At 41.6% G+C, this 21,080-nt stretch carries 18 protein-coding genes; 12 read left to right on the top strand and 6 right to left on the bottom strand.

Annotated features, from left to right (window positions below; translation table 11 throughout):
* Positions 1–43: 43 nt before the first annotated feature.
* On the bottom strand, positions 44–802 hold the full coding sequence (locus FHW88_RS09395) for a class I SAM-dependent methyltransferase (RefSeq protein WP_176625021.1): 759 nt from the start codon (positions 800–802) through the stop codon (positions 44–46).
* Between the two features lie 246 nt (positions 803–1,048).
* Here FHW88_RS09395 and rpsT point away from each other — a divergent pair, with 246 nt between their 5' ends.
* The 10 genes from rpsT to FHW88_RS09345 all read left to right on the top strand — a co-directional run bounded on the left by rpsT (position 1,049) and on the right by FHW88_RS09345 (position 13,159).
* Positions 1,049–1,303, top strand: a complete 255-nt coding sequence (rpsT, locus tag FHW88_RS09390; RefSeq protein WP_090529771.1) for a 30S ribosomal protein S20 — start codon at positions 1,049–1,051, stop codon at positions 1,301–1,303.
* Between the two features lie 84 nt (positions 1,304–1,387).
* Positions 1,388–2,086 carry a RadC family protein gene (gene radC, locus FHW88_RS09385; RefSeq protein WP_129571679.1) on the top strand — a complete coding sequence of 233 codons (699 nt, stop codon included), beginning with the start codon at positions 1,388–1,390 and terminating at the stop codon, positions 2,084–2,086.
* 154 nt (positions 2,087–2,240) lie between these two features.
* Positions 2,241–4,640 (top strand): phenylalanine--tRNA ligase subunit beta, encoded by a 2,400-nt coding sequence (gene pheT, locus FHW88_RS09380; protein ID WP_176625019.1) that lies wholly within the window; start codon positions 2,241–2,243, stop codon positions 4,638–4,640.
* A gap of 80 nt (positions 4,641–4,720) precedes the next feature.
* On the top strand, positions 4,721–5,011 hold the full coding sequence (locus tag FHW88_RS09375; protein WP_091173696.1) for a hypothetical protein: 291 nt from the start codon (positions 4,721–4,723) through the stop codon (positions 5,009–5,011).
* A gap of 21 nt (positions 5,012–5,032) precedes the next feature.
* On the top strand, positions 5,033–5,323 hold the full coding sequence (locus FHW88_RS09370; RefSeq protein WP_176625017.1) for a cell division protein ZapA: 291 nt from the start codon (positions 5,033–5,035) through the stop codon (positions 5,321–5,323).
* A 242-nt stretch (positions 5,324–5,565) separates the two neighbouring features.
* Entirely contained in the window at positions 5,566–7,131 is a 1,566-nt protein-coding gene (rny, locus tag FHW88_RS09365; RefSeq protein WP_090529759.1) for a ribonuclease Y, read from the top strand.
* A 64-nt stretch (positions 7,132–7,195) separates the two neighbouring features.
* Positions 7,196–7,741 carry an Mpo1-like protein gene (locus tag FHW88_RS09360; RefSeq protein ID WP_176625015.1) on the top strand — a complete coding sequence of 182 codons (546 nt, stop codon included), beginning with the start codon at positions 7,196–7,198 and terminating at the stop codon, positions 7,739–7,741.
* Between the two features lie 310 nt (positions 7,742–8,051).
* Positions 8,052–11,381 carry a TonB-dependent receptor gene (locus FHW88_RS09355; protein ID WP_176625013.1) on the top strand — a complete coding sequence of 1,110 codons (3,330 nt, stop codon included), beginning with the start codon at positions 8,052–8,054 and terminating at the stop codon, positions 11,379–11,381.
* 150 nt (positions 11,382–11,531) lie between these two features.
* Entirely contained in the window at positions 11,532–12,230 is a 699-nt protein-coding gene (locus FHW88_RS09350) for a hypothetical protein (protein WP_176625011.1), read from the top strand.
* Between the two features lie 2 nt (positions 12,231–12,232).
* The gene (locus FHW88_RS09345; protein WP_176625009.1) at positions 12,233–13,159 is read left to right on the top strand and encodes a hypothetical protein; all 927 of its coding nucleotides are present in this window, start codon (positions 12,233–12,235) and stop codon (positions 13,157–13,159) included.
* Between the two features lie 185 nt (positions 13,160–13,344).
* Here the strand turns inward: FHW88_RS09345 and FHW88_RS09340 are convergent, their stop codons facing one another.
* Complete coding sequence (locus FHW88_RS09340) at positions 13,345–15,099, bottom strand: lysophospholipid acyltransferase family protein (RefSeq protein ID WP_176625007.1); 1,755 nt, start codon at positions 15,097–15,099, stop codon at positions 13,345–13,347.
* A gap of 73 nt (positions 15,100–15,172) precedes the next feature.
* Between FHW88_RS09340 and FHW88_RS09335 the strand changes: the two genes are divergently transcribed.
* Positions 15,173–16,042: a helix-hairpin-helix domain-containing protein gene (locus FHW88_RS09335; RefSeq protein ID WP_176625005.1), complete on the top strand. Its 870-nt coding sequence runs from the start codon at positions 15,173–15,175 to the stop codon at positions 16,040–16,042.
* Positions 16,039–16,566, top strand: coding sequence for an adenine phosphoribosyltransferase (locus FHW88_RS09330; RefSeq protein ID WP_176625003.1), 528 nt, complete (start codon positions 16,039–16,041; stop codon positions 16,564–16,566). Before FHW88_RS09335 ends, FHW88_RS09330 begins: the two co-directional genes overlap by 4 nt.
* Before the next feature lie 343 nt (positions 16,567–16,909).
* Here FHW88_RS09330 and FHW88_RS09325 read toward each other — a convergent pair whose 3' ends face one another.
* The 4 genes from FHW88_RS09325 to FHW88_RS09310 form a co-directional block, all read right to left on the bottom strand.
* Positions 16,910–17,803 carry a DUF4835 family protein gene (locus FHW88_RS09325; RefSeq protein WP_090529741.1) on the bottom strand — a complete coding sequence of 298 codons (894 nt, stop codon included), beginning with the start codon at positions 17,801–17,803 and terminating at the stop codon, positions 16,910–16,912.
* Positions 17,800–19,002, bottom strand: a complete 1,203-nt coding sequence (gene coaBC / locus FHW88_RS09320) for a bifunctional phosphopantothenoylcysteine decarboxylase/phosphopantothenate--cysteine ligase CoaBC (RefSeq protein WP_176625001.1) — start codon at positions 19,000–19,002, stop codon at positions 17,800–17,802. The genes FHW88_RS09325 and coaBC overlap by 4 nt, the downstream gene beginning before the upstream one ends.
* Before the next feature lie 121 nt (positions 19,003–19,123).
* Positions 19,124–19,456, bottom strand: a complete 333-nt coding sequence (locus FHW88_RS09315) for a DNA-directed RNA polymerase subunit omega (protein WP_090529735.1) — start codon at positions 19,454–19,456, stop codon at positions 19,124–19,126.
* 31 nt (positions 19,457–19,487) lie between these two features.
* Positions 19,488–20,414 carry an outer membrane protein assembly factor BamD gene (locus FHW88_RS09310; RefSeq protein WP_176624999.1) on the bottom strand — a complete coding sequence of 309 codons (927 nt, stop codon included), beginning with the start codon at positions 20,412–20,414 and terminating at the stop codon, positions 19,488–19,490.
* Positions 20,415–21,080: the final 666 nt, after the last annotated feature.

The raw sequence follows: 21,080 nt of genomic DNA, 5'->3' as shown, positions 1-21,080 counted from the left end.
TACCCGCGTGCAATTGTTTCACCGATACGAAATAATGTTGATCTTACAGTTTCCCCGAATAAACCTTCGTATCGTAATTAATAACGATAACGCCATCCTGCTGAAATTTATCAAAAAGTGCATGCAAATCGTTAATCATTGGCCCGTACCCCTCATCGCCACGTGCAGGCATGTATGATGATGACAGCAGCCTGCCTTTTAATCCTTCAAAATCAAATACCTGTTTATTGGCGAATATTTCCAGTTGAATGGGTTGCGGCTTAAAGAAAGCAGCGATATGTTCGGTATCGATGTTGCGGTGATCAACCTTTACGTAATCGCGGGCATGTTTTACAATGAGTTCATCATATTCCTGTTCAAAGGCCGATGTTGTTTTTCTTTCATTCCAGATGAGGGCAACAATGCCATCCGGTTTCAGGATCCTTTTAAATTCAGCACAGGTTTTTACGGCATCAAACCAATGAAAAGCCTGTCCGGCTATAATAGCATTAATGCTATTACTCTCGATGCCGGTATTTTCTGCAGTGCCGTTTCGGGGGATAAAACCGTTATATGAACCGAGTAACTCGATAGCTTTTTCGCGCATCTCCAAATTTGGTTCAATGGCAATTACCCGGTAGCCTTTTTTCAGGAACAATGCGGTAGAGATCCCTGTACCTGCACCAATATCGGCAATGAGCTTATCCTGTGTTAAGCCGTAAGCGTCATGTAAAAACTTAACAAGTTCGTCGGGGTAGCCGGGACGGTATTTTACATAATCTTCAACCCGGTTGCTGAACCTAGTGGTGCTGTTGGTAACCATAAACGCAATAGTTTTAATTAATAATAACGCAGCAAAAATCATTGTGTTGTATAAACACTTCGTGAATGCGGGGTTAACAGCTTGTTAATTTGAGAGGTCTTCACGTCTTAAGGGTTCAGGTAATCAATCACATTATCAACCTAATCATCCTGAAATATAAATCAAAAAACCACTTGCATATTAAATTTAATCGCTCTATATTTGCAGTCCTTAAAATAAGTAGAAAAGAATAACAAGCTATACGAGATGGCAAATCATAAATCATCATTAAAAAGAATCAGGGCAAACGCTGCGAAGCGTCTGCGCAACAGGTACCAGGCTAAAACAACCAGGAACGCTATTAAGAAATTAAGAAACACTACTACCAAGGCCGATGCTTCTGCACTGTTGGGTAAAGTGATTTCAATGCTTGACCGTTTAGCTAAAAAGAACGTTATTCACAAAAACAAAGCTTCGAACAATAAATCAAAGCTTACTAAATTTGTTAACGGCTTAAGCTAATCTCAGCTTTTAAAATATACCGAAGGGGATAGTGTACCAACGCTGTCCCTTTTTTTGTTTGGCGCTTTTTCATACTTTAATGCCGTGGAAAACTACGAAAGCAAGATCAGTATTAAATCATGGGCTGAGGAAGACCGCCCGCGTGAAAAACTTAGTGGACAAGGGCGCCGCGCCCTTACCGATGCCGAGCTGATCGCCATCCTTATCGGCTCGGGCAGCCGCACCGAAACCGCGGTTGAACTGAGTAAGCGCATCCTGCGCCATTATGATAACGACCTGAACAAGCTTGGTAAGGCTTCCATAGCCGAATTATCCAAATTTAAAGGAATAGGGGAAGCCAAAGCTATATCTATTATTGCCGCGCTGGAGATCGGCCGCCGCCGTAATGAATTTGAATCGGGCGCCATTGAGGTGATCACGTCAAGCAGGGATGGGTACAATATTATGCGTCGCCATTTGATGGACCTGAACCACGAGGAATTCTGGATCATACTATTAGGCCGTTCCAACAAAGTATTAGGGAAGGAGCTGATCAGTAAAGGAGGTTTGTCGGCTACGGTATGCGACCCGAAGATCATCTTTTATTCAGCCCTGCAATACCAGGCCAGCGGCCTCATACTGGTGCATAACCATCCGTCGGGTAACCTGAAACCCAGTAACGAAGATATCCAGCTCACCAAAAAAATAAGCGCCGCCGGCCGGATGCTGGACATGGGCGTGTTTGATCATTTAATCATTACCGACGCCGGCTACTTAAGTTTGGCCGATGAAGGGTTGATGTAGTTTTAATTTGAAGATTTGAAAATGAGGCGATTTGAAATTGACCTAACATTTTCAAATCTTCAAATTGGATTAATTTTTAAATAAAATACCTTTTACCTTTCGCCTTTAACCTTTCAGCCTAAATCGTATCTTTGCCGATTATCATTTCGGAATAATGAAAATATCTTATAACTGGCTTAAAGAATTTATTGATACTGATAAAACGCCCCAGGAGATTTCTATCATCCTTACCGGAACCGGTTTGGAGGTTGAAAGCTTGGAAAAGGTACAGGCTGTTCCCGGCGGACTGGAAGGCCTGGTAATTGGCTATGTGAAAGAGTGTGTTGACCATGCCAATTCTGATCACCTGCATGTTACCAAAGTTGATGTTGGCGGTGCGGAAGACCTGCAGATTGTTTGCGGCGCTGCTAACGTAGCTGCCGGGCAAAAAGTGGTGGTTGCTGTAGTAGGTACTACTGTTTACCCAACCGGCGGCGAGCCTTTTGCTATCAAAAAATCAAAGATCAGGGGCGAAGAATCTCACGGGATGATCTGTGCTGAGGATGAGATAGGTTTAGGATCCAGCCACGCTGGTATTATGGTATTGCCGGATGATGCTCCTGTAGGTACTCCTGCTAAAGAATACTTTAAGCTGAATGACGATTACATGTACGAGATAGGCTTAACCCCTAACCGTGCCGATGCGGCTTCGCATTTAGGTACTGCACGGGATATTGCCGCTTTCCTGAAAATAGGTATTCACAAGCCCGATGTAAGTGCGTTTAAAGTTGATAATACAAGCCGTACTATAAAGGTTGTAGTGGAGAACGAGCAAGCTTCACCGCGCTATTCTGGCTTAACCATCAGCGGTGTTGAGGTTAAAGAGTCGCCGCAATGGTTAAAGGAGCGTTTGGCTGTGATTGGCATCCGTGCTATCAATAACATTGTGGACGTTACCAACTATGTACTGCATGAGCTTGGTCAGCCCTTACATGCTTTTGATGCCGATGAAATAACCGGTGATAAAGTACTGGTGAAAAACTATGCTGAAGGCACTATATTTAAAACTTTGGATGATGTTGACAGGAAACTATCTGCCGATGACCTGATGATTGGCAATGCCGAAGAGCCAATGTGCATAGCAGGTGTATTTGGCGGTGCAAAATCAGGTGTTAAGGAATCAACCAAAAATATTTTCCTGGAGAGCGCTTACTTCAACCCGGTATCTGTTCGTAAAACTTCAAAAAGGCATGGTTTAAAAACTGATGCTTCATTCAGGTTTGAGCGTGGTACCGATCCGGACATGACCGTTTTTGCATTGAAACGTGCTGCATTGTTGATTCAGCAGGTGGCAGGTGGTGAGATATCGTCAGAAATCTCCGATCATTACCCAGCACCGGTTGCTCCCTTTGCTGTGGAAATCACTTACAATACCATTGATAAGCTAATTGGTAAAAAGATTGGCCATGATGAGATCAAAGGTATTATCACGGCACTTGATATCAAGATAGTGAATGAAACTGCGGATTCATTATCGTTACAAGTGCCTCCATATCGTGTGGATGTTACCCGCGATGTGGATGTGGTTGAAGAGATCCTGAGGATCTATGGTTATAACAACATCGAGATCCCTACACAGATCAGGGCATCCCTAAATAACTCCATTCGTCCGGAGAAAGATACTGTTCAAAACCAGTTATCTGATTTGCTGAGCGCGAATGGTTTTAACGAGATCCTGGCTAACTCACTTACAAAATCTGCCTATTCGGATAACCTGGATACTGCCGTTAAGATTCTGAACCCACTGAGCAGCGATCTGGATGTAATGCGCCAAACGTTGCTGTACTCTGGTTTGGAAGCCATAACCTATAATCAGAACCGCCGTAGCCCGGATTTGAAATTTTACGAGTTTGGTAAGGTATACAAGCTGGAAAATGATAAGTACATCGAAACACAACGTTTCAGTATTTTCATCACCGGGGCTAATACTGCCGAACAATGGAACCAAAAATCAAAACCAGTATCATTCTACAACATTAAGGCTGTGGTTGATGGTGTTTTGCAGCGCCTGAGCATCAGCAACTTTACAGTCGAGGATGCAACGTGTAAAAAAATGTCATTTGGCATTCAATACATGTTGAATGGTAAGCAATTGGTGAAATTCGGGTCGGTAGCTGCAGCTTCTTTAAAAAAGGCGGATGTTGATAAAGAGGTATTTTATGCTGATTTTGATTTCGACCTTGTGCTGGCAGCTATACGTAAAAATAAAATCGTTTACCAGGAGGTTTCAAAATTCCCGGCAGTAAGACGCGATCTTTCTATGTTAATAGACCAAAGCATATCATTTGGCCAGTTAAAGCAAATTGCCCAGCGTACCGAGCGTAAATTGCTAAAGGAAGTTGATGTGTTTGATGTTTACCAGGGTGATAAGCTGCCTGCAGGAAAAAAATCATATGCTTTGAGTTTTATCATTCAGGATCTGGAAAAAACGTTAACAGATAAGGCAATTGATTCTATTATGCAGAAATTAATTTATAATTTAGGAAAAGAAGCCGGAGCGGAGATCAGGAAGTAATTTCGGATTTCGGAATTTCGATTTCGGATTTACAAATTAAAATTCAGTAATTCAATAAATCAATAATTCAGTAATTGAAGATGCCTTCATTAGCAGAGCAGTTAAATAAAATTGTAGATAAAACCGAGCGCCTGATTGAACTGTGCGCTGCTTTGCAGGAGGAAAATGACCTTTTAAAACTGGAGAGCGAGGCGCTTACAGTGGCCCTTAATGCCAGTAAGGCCAAGACAAAAGAACTGGAAGAAAAATTAAAAGTTGTTAAAGTTGCCAAGTCTTTTTCTGAAACAAATGAAAAAAGTGTTGACATTAAGCAAAAAATTAACGACTTTGTGCAGGAAATAGATAAGTGTATTGTATTATTGAAAAAATAGTACAAAAAGTGAAAAGCTCAAATGGGAGAAATCTCAATAAAAATAAATATTGCTGACCGTGTTTACCCCTTAAAGGTTAACATGGAGGAAGAAGAAATAATACGCAGGGCGGCTAAGCTGATCAACGACCGGATAAAAGAATATCAGGAAAATTATGCGGTTAGGGATAAGCAGGATTTACTTTCAATGTGTGTGCTGCATTATGCAACATCATCATTGAAGGCAGAAAAGAAAGTTACCATTGAGGATACAGAGGTGACTGAAAAAGTTTATCATTTAGATCATTTGTTGACCGAATTTTTTTCGAAGTAATAAACGTTCTTTACATAAATATACAAGAGCATATTAAGATTTAACCGCAGTTAAATTTTAGGTTTCACTATTAAAAACTTAACGCTTCAATATTAAGCGGATCAAGAGGCATGCGTTAGTTGCGATTAACGTTAACCAACCCATGGTCCCCAATATCCGGAATGAGGTTTTAAATACATGATACTTAAAAATTAGTTGCGGTTTTTTTATTTACATACATATATAACACCACCAAACCTAAAATGGACATATTACTATACGTCATCATCGGCCTGCTGGCAGGCGCCATCATTGGCGTGCTCATAGGCCGCTTCCTATTATTAAAGCTTTTTAAAGACCAGGAAACATCGGCTCAGAATAAAGTGAAAAAGATCTTAAAAGACGCTGAAAATAATGCCGAGATCCTGAAAAAAAACAAATTGCTTGAAGCCAAAGAGAAGTTTTTACAAATGAAAGCTGAGCATGAGCAGGAAGTTAATAATAAAAACAATGCTGTTAACCAACGCGAAAATAGTGTTAAACAAAAAGAACAATCATTAAATCAACGCCTGGAAAATGTTAACCGTAAGGAGAGCGAACTTGATAACACCCGCAAAAATCTTGAAAAACAAACCGAAATAGTTGTTAAAAAGCAAGACGAGGTAGAGCACCTTAAAAACCAGCACATTCAACAGTTGGAAACCATTGCCGGCCTATCAGCCGAAGATGCCAAAAACCAATTGGTTGATACCCTGCGCGAGGAAGCCCGTACCAAAGCGATGATCCAGATCAAGGATATTGTTGACGAGGCTAAGCTTACCGCTACCAAAGAGGCAAAGAAAATAGTGATCCAAACTATCCAGCGTACTGCTACCGAAAGTGCGATTGAGAATACAGTGTCTATTTTCAATATTGAAAATGATGAGATCAAGGGCCGTATCATTGGCCGTGAAGGGCGTAATATCCGTGCACTGGAAGCCGCAACAGGTATCGAAATCATTGTTGATGATACCCCCGAGGCTATTATCCTTTCGGGTTTTGATCCGGTAAGGCGCGAAATTGCCCGTTTGGCTATGCACCGTTTGGTTACTGATGGCCGTATCCACCCGGCACGTATTGAAGAGGTAGTTGCCAAAACCAAAAAGCAGATAGAAGAAGAAATTGTTGAAATTGGTGAACGTACCGTTATAGACTTGGGCATTCATGGTTTGCACCCGGAGCTGATCCGGATGGTTGGCCGTATGCGTTACAGGTCATCATATGGGCAAAACCTGTTGCAGCACTCACGTGAGGTTGCCAACTTCTGTGCTACCATGGCTGCCGAGCTTGGCTTGAACGTTAAAATGGCAAAACGTGCGGGCTTGCTGCATGATATTGGTAAAGTACCTGATGATAACCCTGAACTGCCGCACGCTATTTTGGGTATGCAATTGGCTGAAAAATATAAAGAACACCCTGAAGTTTGCAATGCTATAGGTGCCCACCATGATGAAATTGAGATGACCTCAATGTTATCGCCGATAATCCAGGCTTGTGACGCTATATCAGGCGCACGTCCTGGTGCACGCCGCGAGGTTGTTGAAAGCTACATCAAACGTTTGAAAGAACTGGAAGAACTGGCATTATCATATCCGGGTGTCGAAAAAACATTTGCTATCCAAGCCGGCCGTGAGTTACGTGTTGTGGTAGAGAGCGAAAAGATCAGCGACGCGCAATCAGAAGTATTGGCTGCTGATATTTCAAACAGGATCCAGACAGAAATGACTTATCCTGGTCAAATCAAAGTTACCGTTATCAGGGAAACCCGTTCGGTAGCATTTGCCAAGTAATCATTATAAAAATTAAACGAAACCCTTTCGGCACAAAACCGAAGGGGTTTTTTATTTTTACAACGTGGCAGCAAAAGCAAATACCAAACAGAAGGCAGCAGTTAAAACTACTGCAAATATTGATGAACGCCCTGTTGATCGTTATTTCAGGGAATATGAAGAAGCTCACCAGGATAGGGTTAACAAAATCATACACTATGTCTGTATCCCAACATTGGCATTTAGTCTCTTTGGGTTGATCTGGGCTATTCCTTTTCCTCATTTAGGCTTTTTAGGAGTCTACAATGGCTATTTTAACTGGGCTTCCTTTGTTATAGCTATTGCCATCTACTTCTATTTAAAGCTATCGCCAATTATATCTTACTTCATCTTATTTATTTTATTAGGGTTTAGTTACGGTATAATGGAACTTGTAGCGTGGCAGCAAGCGGGAGGGCCCGTTATGTGGCTATTATGTGTTTCTGCGTTTATTCCTTCTGCAAGCGCGTTACTTATCGGCAATAGCCGTGAGTCGCAGTTTGCAGCAAACGGACTCAACATTAAATCATTAGCCGTAGCGCCCGCATACTTGCTGAACCAATTGCTTAATAAATTGAGAATCAAAAGTTGATTTTAGTATTTACGTATTAAGTATTTGTTAAAATGCTCATTACCGTTGCCCTTTAAATACTATATAATAGGGACATTTTTTAGCTGTGACGAACATAATTGTGTAATTTATCTCCGATAGTGGATAAATAAAAACTTAATAATTCGGCGCATTTGATTTGGTATTTTATTGATAATCAGTATTTTTCGATTGGCTTTCGGGTGTCTGTGTCAGGTAAAGAAGAAATCATTAAGTAGTTGTTAATATAATAATCTGATGTTAATGTAGAATTAACATTGGTAGGGCAATTTTGTGCAATAAAAATTCACAAATGAAAAAGCTCTACTTTATTATTTTAACACTAATAATTATTGGGGTTGGGGGCGTTGCAAACGCTCAGATCACCACCTCGGTACTTACCGGTAAAGTTACAGATCAAAAAGGTACCACTCTTCCGGGTGTAACCATTACTGTACTTAATACCAGCACAGGTACCAGGTATGGTGCACAAACCAACGGCGAGGGCCGTTTCTCGGTTAATAACATTAACCCGGGTGGCCCTTACACGGTAACCGCTACTTTTATCGGTTATAAAAAAGACGAAAAAAGCGATCTTACCCTTCAGTTAGGTAATGCTACTTTAAACTTTGTATTGCAAGATGCAACTACAACCCTGCAGGAAGTTAAAGTAAAAGCATCTGCTGGTCCGGCTAAAACAGGTGCAAGTACCCGCATTGGTCAAAACCAAATCCGTACTGCTCCCTCAATTAACCGCAGCTTGCAGGATTTAACCAGGAATACCCCTCAAAGTAACAATAACTCATTCCAGGGTACCAACTACCGTTATAACAACGTAACACTTGACGGTGCTATCAATAACGACGCGATCGGTTTCAGCCCATCATTAGGTGGTCAGAACAATGCGTCAGGCCAGGTAGGCAGCAGTACCCGTACAAGTCCTATTTCTCTTGATGCTATCCAGGACATCCAGGTGTATGTTGCCCCTTACGATATCAAAATCGGTAACGTATTAGGTGGTAGTATCAACGCCGTAACCCGCAGCGGTACAAATGATTTTAGCGGTGCTGTTTATGGTTATGGTCGTGGCTCATTCATGGTTGGCGCTAACAATGCCAAAGCTGCGTTAGGTGGCGACGGATCAAAGCTTAACGATTTTCATGATTACCAGGCCGGTATCCGTTTAGGTTTCCCTATCATTAAAAACAAATTATTCTTCTTCACTAACGAAGAAATTGCCCGCAGGCAGGATCCTGTTATCCGTGGTTTGGATAAAAACGGATCTCCAAATATTCTTAGCAAAGAGGATGGCGACAAGCTTACAGAAGCATTCATAAAATACACTACTGATGCCGCGCATCCAAAGGGTATTGATCCTGGTACTTATAACAACACTACGATCTTCTCAAATTCGAACAAATTCTTTAACCGTTTGGATTGGAATATCGATGATCACAACCAGTTAACTATCCGTAACAATACCATCAGCTCAAAAGCTACTAACTTAGAGCGCGATCAGCAAAACTTCCGCTTCAGTGGTATTGACTATACTTCACATAACAACTCAACTTCAACTGTTGCAGAGTTGAAATCAAGGTTTAACGGTGACTTGAGCAATAGTTTGGTTCTTGGTTATTCTGCAGTTCATGATTACCGAGATCCTAACAGAGATCCTTCATTACCACAGATCGAAATTACCGGCCGTACGCCAGGTACAACCATATTTATGGGTACAGATCGTGAAGCCGCTATTTTTGATATGCACCAAAAAACAGCTGAGTTTACTGATAACTTAACCTGGACAAAAGGCAAGCATACCTTTACTTTTGGTACGCACAACGAATTTTATAATATCACTTATAATTTTGTTAACGCCTGGAATGGTCGTGTTGCATATAAGAAAATTGACGATTTTATTGCCAACGCTCCATCGCGCGTACGTGTTAACTATAATTACACAGATAACACACGCGATTATATCTTAAACAATCCATCTGCTAAATTTAAAGTTAACCTGTTTAGCTTATATGGTCAGGATGAGATCCAGTTAACTGACAATTTCAAATTAACTGTAGCCTTACGTGCTGATTATGCTGACGTGCCAAATAAACAACCTTTGAGCAGTAAAACAACTAATGCTCCGGTTGATCCAAACTATGGTACCACATATACGTATACCAAACCTAAAGACATCAAACAAAATTACCTGGGTAATATAGAGTGGAACCCACGTGTATCATTTAACTATGACGCCAACGGCGATCAAAGCGTTATTTTGCGCGGTGGTAGCGGTTTCTTTACCGGTCGTGTCCCGTTTGCATGGTTTGGCTACGCGTTTTATAATAACGGTGCTACTTATGGTGCTTATGATAAATCAACCCAGGCACCTCTTACAAACCCTGTAAAATCTTCTCCAAACGGCGGTTTAGGTTATGTAAATCAAAATGCCGCTTTCCAGAATTTTGATCCGTCATCTGCTGGTGCTACACAGGTGGATATGATCGATAACAATTTCAAAATGCCGCAGGTATGGAGAAGCAGTTTAGCTGTTGATTATACTACTGATAACCAATGGAAATTTACTGCCGAAGGTATTTATACCAAAGTTATCCATGACTTGAAATTTCAGCAGACAAATACTAAGGATAGTGTAACTTATTATCCTTACGATACTCAGCATTTGCAACCGATATTTATCAATCAAAAAATAAATTCGAAATACACCAACGCTTATTTGTTATCAAACACCAGCGAAGGTTATCGTTACAGCGCAACTGCACAGGTTGCTAAATTTACCCAGTTTGATCCGCAAAATGCATTAAACTTCTCGGTTGCATATACTTATGGTCACTCGAAAGATGTTACCAATGGTATCCGTAACTCAATGGAATCAAACTGGCAATTAAACCAGGCTTTAAATCCTAATAGCCCAGGTTTAGCCAACTCAAACTTTGACATTCGTCATCGCATCGTATCAAACGTAAACTTTAAGCATGATTGGGATGCCGGTCATAATTATACAGCCAATTTCACTTTCTTCTTCAGTGCGCAAAGCGGTAACCCATACACCTGGGATACATATCCAAGCGCTATCGATGGAACAGGTCAGCAATTAAGCTTAGCTTACATTCCAAACAAAGGCGAAACAATTAAATTAATGGCCGATAAAGTTAGCTCAGGTCAGGTTGTCGAAACAGCTGCTCAACAAGCAGCCAATTTCGATGCGTACATCGATGCTGATAAATATTTAAGCTCACGTCGTGGTAAATTCACTGAACGTAACGCTGCCTTTACACCTTGGAATAATCAATTAGATTTCCGCTTTACTCAGGACTTTAAATTTGGTAATGGTAAACACAAACAGATGATCACATTTACTTATGACATCATCAATCTTACCAATTTATTGAATAAGAGCTGGGGACAATATTACTTCTCAGCAAACACATTCAACTCTTCAGCAAGTGTTGGTTTAACACCAGTAAGCAAACTGCCTGGAGCATCCGGCGGCCCTGCTTTTGTTAAAAACGGTAATGTTGCATCATACCCAACTTACAACTTCACTAACCCTGGTATACCATATTCTGTTGATTTGTTCGCTTCACGCTGGCAAATGCAGTTTGGTGTACGCTACAGCTGGTAATTGTAAAACAAAATACAGTTATAGCAAAAAATTACAAAGCGCCTTGTCGGTATCCGGCAGGGCGCTTTTTTTATTAAATATTATATTCATTTGCGGCAATGCAATTAGTTGCAAATGTTGTTTCTTTGCACCAAACTTTATCACAACGTAATGTATATTATTCTTAGCGGGGATTCCCGGCTTTCTATTACCGCGGCGGTATGTCGCGGTGTATTCATGTCTTTTATTTTTTTGTTAATTAGCTGCGGCGATGCAAAAGCACAGCGTTTTTTTAGGGATAACTATGATGATCCGACAAGTGGCATCGGTGTTAATATAGCCTATGATGCCCCGGTTGGTAATTTGCAGTACACTTATAAACCGGCAATTAATTATGGTTTAAACTATTACAAATTTGAAGATGATTTCACCATCACCGCTGGTATTGGTTACCGCATCTACAAGCCTAAGCAGGATGTTTTTTATTATGCTGTTGGGGATAACGATTATGGATCGATCACTTATTCTGATTTCAGGAGTTACATTGGTTACATTGGGGGAGCCTATAATATTGAAGTAGCCGAAGGTTTTAAATGTTTTGGAGGCTTTAACTTTGGTTTGTACATAACAAAATTCAGCTTGCATTCGGTTGATGCTTTGCGCGACGCCACAACGGTAATAGACGGCGAGCAGGAGATCTATATCGCTCCAAAGCTGGGCCTTGCAATTGATCTCAGCGATAATCTTCAATTGAATTTGCAGGGGGCCTATAACGTATTTGCCACTACCGGAAAAAAAAGATGGAATGATAGGGTTGGCACGATTTATTCATCATTCACAATTGGTTCGGGCATAATCTTTAAGTTTTAAGTATGAAAAAAATATATTATATACTGGTTTTTTTTGCAATGTATGCAGTTAACAGCTGCCAAAAAGGTCCTTATCCCTACATTACTGTAGACCAAGCCAAGCAAATAGACAGCGTGAGGCACCCCGCGGTGCAAAACGTTGCGTTTATATACAATAATGAAGTTTATTTTGTAGCTGATTTTCCGGGTAAGGCGCTGCGCATAACAAATTCGGGCGGGGGCAAAAAATTTGTAAAAAGCTCACATGATCATACCAAATTCGCATACTTAAGCAGCGGAAGTGTAATAGAAATAATCGACCGGACAGGTAAGGTTATAACTGCACTGACGAATTATAAGGACGTGCGAAATTTTGATTGGAGTGTAGATGATAAAACATTATACATAGTAAATGGCGAAGATATAGTTTTTTATGGCCCGGCTTTAAAGGTGCCTTCCATAACCTACGAGGGTGGATACTATGATTTTATATCGGCAGCGATTTCTGATAAAGGTGATTTTGCTTATATATTGAAAAAGTACAACTTTTCGGCGCTTGACCAATATGAAGTTGTGATTAAGCCCGCCAACGGCGGTACAATGAAGATATTTAAAGACGATAATAACGATTTCCCGATGGCATATATCAATTTCGCCGCCAACGGTAATGATATGATGCTTGGTTTCAGAGAGCTTCATTCCGGAACTGATGATCTGGACAAAGTTTATTTGTTTGATGGGCTAAGTGCTTATCCTACTGTAAAAATGGGCGCTACCAGCTCACGGTATAGTACACCTGTTTATAATAGTAAGGTGCAGTATCTGCTTTGGGGTATTGATAACGATCAGGATAAGCATCAAATAGTGGCTACTTATCTGAAAGATGACGTACCTGATAACAATAAAATCCTTGCTGATTACGATGGGGTACAGTATCTCGATTGGAAATAAAGAAACGAGGATGCGGATTATTTTTGCGCCCTCGTTTTTTGTTACCTGAAGACATCTTTAGCCTGTAAACAGTAAACTGGGATGGCAGTTTGGTTGCCTCAGATAACTCGCATTACCACTGGAACACAAAAAATGCCGCTGCAAAATCTGAAACGGCATTAATAGGTTTGATGTAAATTTGGCTACTACAAGTTTTTACCAAGCTTATCCAGTATATCCTGCGGTACTTTTTCAAGATCGAGTACCAGGAAACCGTCAAGGCAGTCGGCAAATTTAGGGTCGATGTTGAAGCTGATGATCTTAGCGTTAAGGGCAATGTATTGACGGAGCAGTACAGGTACTTTCATATTGCGGGTTTCTACTTCCGATATCAGGTTGTCGAGACCTTTAAAGCTGTCTTCACCGGCCATAAGCAGGTCGGTATCAATTTTGGCAAAATCAACCTTGAATTTTTTGCGTGGTTTAACATACTGCGCCATTTCATGGTCAAAGTGGTTGCGGTTAATATAATCGACAATAAGCGATTTGGAAAACTTAGAAAAGGAGTTACTGATACTTACCGGGCCTATCAGGTAGCGGTACCTGGGGTTATCTATCAGGAATTTAAGGATGCCTTTCCAAAGTAAAAACAGCGGAAGCGGTTTAGTCTGGTATTCTTTGCGGATCCATGAGCGGCCCAGTTCAAGGCTGCGGCGTAACACTGGTATAAACTGGGTTTTAAGTTTAAACAGCTCATTTACGTAAAAGCCCTTTTTGCCTACGCTGTAAAATATCTCGTCGCCCAAACCAATGCGGTAAGCGCCTACAATCCGTTTGGCTTCAAAATCCCAGATGAACAGGTGATGATAATAAATATCATATTCATCAAGGTCGATAGCTTTGTTTGTACCTTCACCAACCTCGCGGAAAGTGATCTCGCGTAGCCTGCCTATTTCCCGTATCACATTAGGGATGGTTGACGTCGGAACGATGAACACCTCGTAGTTCTTCTCAGTCCAAACTTTATAGGTTTCGCGCAGCGGTTCAATTTCTTTCTCAAGAATGGCGCTATCTATTTCAGGAGAAACCTCTTCGGCTTCGCGTTTAATTTTAAACAGGTTTCGCGGGTTGAAGATCTTTTTTTCCTCTTCCAAACCTGTGCCTAAAGCATAGGTACGGGCGCGCAAAAAGTTAAGGAGCTTGGTGGTATTGGTATACTCCGGAATCTCCGTTACGTTAATGGGCTTACCTATCCGTAGTTTAATGGTATGCCCGTGTTTATTAAACAACTCCGACGGTAGCTTGGCTGTGCGCAGGGCAGGGTGCAATAAGCTGAGCAGATTAAACAACAGTCCGTTGTTACCATGAAAATAAATGGGCACCACCGGCACTTTTGCCTTAGCTATGATTTTGCCCACAACGGGGTGCCACATACGGTCGGTTACCTGTTTTTGCTCTACCTTAAAGGTTGATACCTCGCCGGCGGGGAAAATTCCTATGGGGGTACCCTGGTTTAACAGCTCGAGGGTGTTTTTTAGGCCGCTTATGCTTGACGAATGTTCAACATTTTCAAAAGGGTTTACCGCTATAAAATAGTCGGCAAGGTTGGGGATTTTTTTAAGCAGGAAGTTGGCCATCAGCTTTGAATCGGGGCGGGCCATGCACAGGATTTTTAATAACACCATACCCTCAATACCACCGTATGGGTGATTGGCAATGGCTATAAAGGCTCCGTCTTTAGGTATGTTACGGAGCTCACGCTCATCAAACTCAACATCAATACCACAACCTTCTAATATGGCATCAACAAATTCGGGGCCTTGCTTGGGCTGTGCCTGGGCAAACAGATCGTTAACCTGGTTTATTTTCATTAGTTCCATCAATAAAGCGGCCAGGCCCGGCATTTTCAACTTATCCAGTTTGGTGGCTTTGGCAAACTCTTCGGTGGTTATAACTTTCATTGTTTATAAGCAGTATGTTTAACAAATAAATATCCTAAATTTTTATTTAATTTAACGCCGGTAACGTATATAAATGAGGCCGCAAATTAAAAACTACCTGTCTGTCACAAAAAAAGAGTGGAACGGAATGGTAGTGTTGATTATTTTAATTGCAATGGTTTTGCTGACCCCTTATTTGTTTCAGGCAAACCACAAAGATAATATAATAAATTTTAAGGCTTTTGATAAAGCGGTAACCGATTCCGATAAAACGGAATATCTCCCGGCAAGGGATGAAGCTTCTGCGGGTAGTCGCAATGTCCGTCCTGCTGCACTCTTTAAATTTAATCCCAATAACTTACCTCTTGCAGGTTGGGTAAAGCTTGGCCTTACTGAACATCAGGCAGAGGTAATTAAACATTACGAGCAAAACGGCGGACGATTTTATACCAAAGGCGATGTGCAGAAAATGTACAGCGTTAGCCCGGCAGAATATAAAATCCTTGAACCGTATATTAACCTGCCCGATGGGGCTGCTTATCACACAAACAAAGTTAAACCGGGCGAAGCAATAGAAATTAACACCGCCGACTCGGCGAAGCTTACCATGATCCATGGGATTGGCCCTGCATTTGCCCGGCGTATCGTACATTATCGCGAACGGGTTGGCGGCTTTTATAATAAGGAACAGTTAAAAGAGGTTTATGGCATCGACGAACAAAAGTATAACCAGATCAAGGCTGATATTGCTGTTGATGGTAGGCATATTATTAAAGTGAATATTAACACAGCTACTTTTAATGAGCTTAAGCGCTTTCCCTGTCTCAGCTACAAACAAATGGATGCTATTGTAGCTTATCGCGATGAGCATGGTAACTATAGTGCCCTGAACGACTTGAAAAATATTGCAATACTTAATGACGGAATTTTGCGTAAAATTGGACCTTATTTAGTTTTCAAATGATAGCCCAGCAAATTAAAGCAGCCATAAGGGATATTCCCGATTTTCCGAAACCGGGAATTGTTTTTAAAGATATTACGCCCATACTGAAAGACCCGGGATTATGCGAAAGCATCATCGATGCTTTTGTTGAACAATTGCAGGGAACCCGGATTGATGCGGTGGCCGGTATCGAAAGCAGGGGCTTCCTGTTTGGGCTTACGCTTGCAACCAAATTAGGGGTGTCGTTTGTACCCGTGCGCAAAGCGGGTAAGCTGCCTTTCACTATAAAACAAAAAGCGTATAAGCTGGAGTACGGCACCGCCACCATCGAGTTACATACCGATGCCTTTGAGCCCGGTCAGCATATATTACTTCATGACGATTTGCTGGCTACCGGTGGTACAGTAACTGCGGCCAGCGAGCTTATCAAGGAAATGGGCGGTATAGTTGCCGGTTTTTCCTTTGTAGTGGGGCTTGGTTTTTTGAATGGTAAAGAAAGGATTACGCCTATTTGTGATAAGCTGATAGTGCTGGCGGATTATTAAGCCGTAACAAAATGGGGTATCCATTTTGTTGATTCTTTGTCGGAGGGCATGGACAACGATTGTCCTGCTTACAGTTGCGGGCCTGTGCGGGGGCGCGTTAGATTGCAGTGAAAAGCCCGCAGTGTGCGGAGGCTTTTGCAATGGGAACGGGAGGACTTGCAACGGAAAGCCCGGGCCGCAGGCAACGCCCATGTTATAAAGTCAATCGAAATAACACGCTCAATAATCAGCGACTTACAAATTGTAATTATCAATAAGCCAAACTAAAAAGCCTGCTCTTGTAAGTAGGGATTACTTTGCCGTTCCTCAACTTCTTTATTTGTTTTCAAACTAACAGTAAGGATTATTTCTGCAACGTTTGATATTTATTCCCATTCGCAGGGTCGAGCTTTAAAAATAGGTTCATGGCGGTTAACCGTTCCTGGTTATCGGCCTTGCTATAAATGGAAACCAGTTCATCACTTTTTGCTGTGTAAAATATAAGCGGAAGCATCGCGCCCACACGTTGCCGGTCTATTTGCTGTAGTAAAGGTAGCAGGGCATCAATAGCTTTGCGACCTTTGCTCACATTATCGGCCATCAGATCGAGGCCGTTGCGGTGATAATCATACAAAAAGCTGCGCAGCGGATTATATAGTTTATTATTCAGGTTTTCGGATAACCAGTAGCGGTTTACATTGCCATCAAAGGCTTTCCAACCACCGTATGATGATGTTTGCGCATTGGTTACGATGGTCTGTGCAGCTAAAAAATATGGCGTGCCTCCAAACTTTGAAAACGTGTCATAATCAAGGCCGATAATAATGTTGGCGTAAAAAGCCATGATCGAACTTAAATTTCCCTGAAAATTTTGATCGGTATAGTCAATGGTCTGACCCTCGGTATAACTAAAGCTAATATCTTTATCATTAAGATTTAACAGGGTGGAGGTGTATGATGTGCCATAAACCGGCCGGGATGATTGTACCTGCAGTTCGCCGGTAAAATTACTGCTGCCATCCCAGTTGGTAATGTTCAGCACAAAATTGCAATCTATTCTCTCCTGCGGCAAAATTGGATCAGCACTCCATTTGCGGCCGTTCAGGAAATCCTTCATGGCAGTTTCCAACGTTTGAAAAACGCGCTTATTCGCAACCTGTATCTTGGGCGATAACACTTGTATACGTGCATTCAGGTCCTGGGCTACAGTTCGGCAGCAAAGAAACATCAGCAAAGTACAAAGCAGCAATTTTTTCATCCGTTTATCAGTTGGGCAACTCTATTGCAAATATCGCGGGCTACCGCTTCCTTGCTTTTCAGGTCGAAAGTAGTTTTCTTAAGCTCACGATCAATAATGGTTATTTTATTGGTATCGCCTGCAAAACCGGCACCCGCGTCATTGAGCGAATTTAGTACAATAAAGTCGAGATTTTTCTTTTGCAGCTTGGTTATCGCGTTCATTTCCTCATCGTTGGTTTCCAAAGCAAAACCAACCAATATTTGTCCTTCGCGCTTAGCCTCGCCAAGAGTTTTTAATATATCAGTGGTTTTCTTCAATTCTATGCGGAGATCGTCGTCTCTTTTCTTGATCTTTTGAGTGGCAACATCAGCCGGGGTATAATCGGCAACGGCAGCGCTCATAATGCAAGCCTTCGCATCGCCATAAGCGGTTAAGCAGGCCTCTAACATTTGTGCCGCCGAAATAACATTAACCCGTTTTATATTTTGCTGCTTGCTGATTTGCGCAGTAGGACCGGTCACTAAAGTAACTTCGGCCCCCATCAAGGCCAGTTCATCTGCGATAGCAAACCCCATTTTGCCCGACGAATGGTTGCCGATAAACCGTACAGGGTCTATAGCCTCGTAAGTTGGCCCGGCGGTTACCAGTATTTTATGACCGGCTAAAGGGAGTTTTTTTTTTGATTCCGCTTCCAGGAAATCAACAATTTCTTCAGGTTCGGCCATCCGGCCTTCACCATGCAAACCGCTGGCAAGTTCGCCGTTACCGGGCGGAATCATGATGTTATCAAATGATTGCAGCCTGCTTACGTTTTGGCGGGTAGCCTGGTGCAGCCACATATCCAGGTCCATAGCCGGAGCAAAATAAACCGGGCATTTTGCCGAAAGATATACCGCGCTAAGCAGGTTATCGCAAAGGCCGTTAGCCATTTTAGCAATGGTGTTGGCCGTGGCGGGGGCAATAACCATCATATCAGCCCAAAGCCCAAGTTCAACATGGTTGTTCCATTCGCCGGTATCAGCCTTAAAATAATCAACCAGCGCCGGGTTTTTTGAAAGCGTTGAGAGTGTAAGTGGTGTAATAAAGTTGGCGGCATCGGCAGTCATCACCACTTTAACGTTAGCGCCGGCTTTAACCAGCAGCCTAACCAGCAGTGCCGATTTGTAGGCTGCAATACTGCCGCAAACTCCTAAAACAATGTTTTTGTCTTTAAGCATAAGCTCAGATCCGCCAATAGGCGAAAGGATAAATATAGGCTAAAATAGAAAAAACTCCCGATAGGGGAGTTTTTCACGATATAAATAAATTTCCGAAGCTGCTTTTTTAGGAGCCGGGAGACTAAACTTCTTTAGTTGGGTTACGGTAGTATACTTTACCATCTAAAAATTCCTGAACGGCAACTAATGACGGTTTAGGTAATTTTTCGTAGTATTTTGAAATTTCAATTTGCTCACGGTTTTCAAACACTTCTTCAAGGTTATCATTTGATGATGCAAATTCAGAAAGTTTCTGGTGAAGCTCTTCTTTAATGTTGTTCGAGATCTGGTTTGCCCTTTTTGACATAATCACAAGCGACTCATAGATGTTCTCTGTTTTGGTATCCAGCTCGCGTAAATCGCGGGTTACAGTGCTGCTGGCTGCTGCTGGTTTATTACTGTTGTTAGCTGTCATATCTTAATTTAAACTCTTTAATATATCTTAATTAATATGGTATTTTTTGCGGCTGATTTTTTTCAGATGGCGATGTTGTTGTTACGGTATCTTTCTTTAAAAGTTTCTTTGCGGTTTTTTCATTGCTCATTGCTTCGGCAATTAAACGCTGCGCCTGTTTTATGCCCTGCTGGCTGTCTTTTATATATGCCTGAGTTTCGTGCAGGTATTTACTATTCGGATATTTTTCTGCAAACTGGTCGGCATAAGCTATGGCCTGGTTAAAACGGTCTTCCTGTTTGGTTTCAAAGCTATGGTAAGCATACTGATATTGCGCTTTAACAATAAGGTATTCCATTTCTTCGCCATATTTGGTATCAGGATAGTCGCGCAGTGCATTGTTGAACGCAATCACTGCCGATTGATAATCGCTGATGGTTAAATAAAGTTTGGCGTTGGCATAAGCTTTGGTTTCCAGTTTGTCACGCAGGTTCTGGATCAGCTTGCTGGCCTCGGCTACACGGTCGCTTTTGGGATAAAGGTTAATAAACAACTGCAAAGCGTCGATAGCTTTTAACGTATTGTCCTGGTCAAGCGAATATATCGGCGAATCAAGGTAGTAGCAATAAGCAGAGAAAAAGCGGCATTCCTCAGCCCTTGGGCTTGAAGGATAGGTATCGGCGAACGTTTTAAAATGATATCTTGCCGATGTATAATCTTTTTGTTTGTAATACGTAAACGCGTAGTAATAAAAGAGGTCTTCTGCCCCTTCACGGCCACGGTATCGCTCCACCAATACCTCAAATAAACCTAAAGCTTTGTTATAGTCCTTTTTATTATAGTACTTAATAGCTTCCTGGTATTTTTTAGCGTAATCGTTACTGGCTTTTAACTTTTCGTATTTGCTTTTACAACTGCCAAGCGTAATAATTACGATAGCTAAAACACTGGCTAATAACGTTAGTTGCTTTTTAAACATTCTGCAAAGATAGTTAATAATATAAATCAATCAATTTTTATTTAGCCGCTAATATATAACGAGGCTTTGGCTCGGTATCTATATATATAGTGTATTTAACATCTTTTAACTATTGTCGGGTTGGAAGGGTAAGCTTCCTGGATTAATACGATTAAAATGTCCGTTTCTTATATCGTGTATATGTTTTTTTGGGGTTTCATTAACCTGAGGGTTTTAAGGAGGAGAATTATAGTATGAACATTTGATTTGTAGAATAACTATGCATAGCTTAATGTTAATTTTTTGAGTGCAGGTTGAGACCTCGCAGTCTCTTAAGTTAATAGCCTTGGGTGGCAGTTTAACAATAGTGGAATTGAAGGCATATGTTATGAATTGATAAGTTACGCCGGAGGTACAAAAGGTTTGTAGATATCGAATTGATAAAATAATCTTTAGTGTGCCGGAGGTATGCAAGTCATTGTTGGGGGAGTTTCCGGCGGTTGTCTTCCTAAGTATATAGTTGAGTTGCAAATGGATAAGTTATCTATAGTCCCGATGTTGATGAGTCCTGATTTTTGTAAGTGTTAACTGTGGTGCTCAAAACAGCAAGCTGAATGAGGGCGTTGCCTTCGGCCGGGCTATTCGCTCATACGCCTGCAGGCATTACGCTCGTTGGCCGGTACCCGC

The organism is Mucilaginibacter sp. SG538B (assembly GCF_013376065.1).
GTDB classification, from domain to species: domain Bacteria; phylum Bacteroidota; class Bacteroidia; order Sphingobacteriales; family Sphingobacteriaceae; genus Mucilaginibacter; species Mucilaginibacter rubeus.
This window is presented reverse-complemented; position numbering and strand designations above follow the sequence as displayed.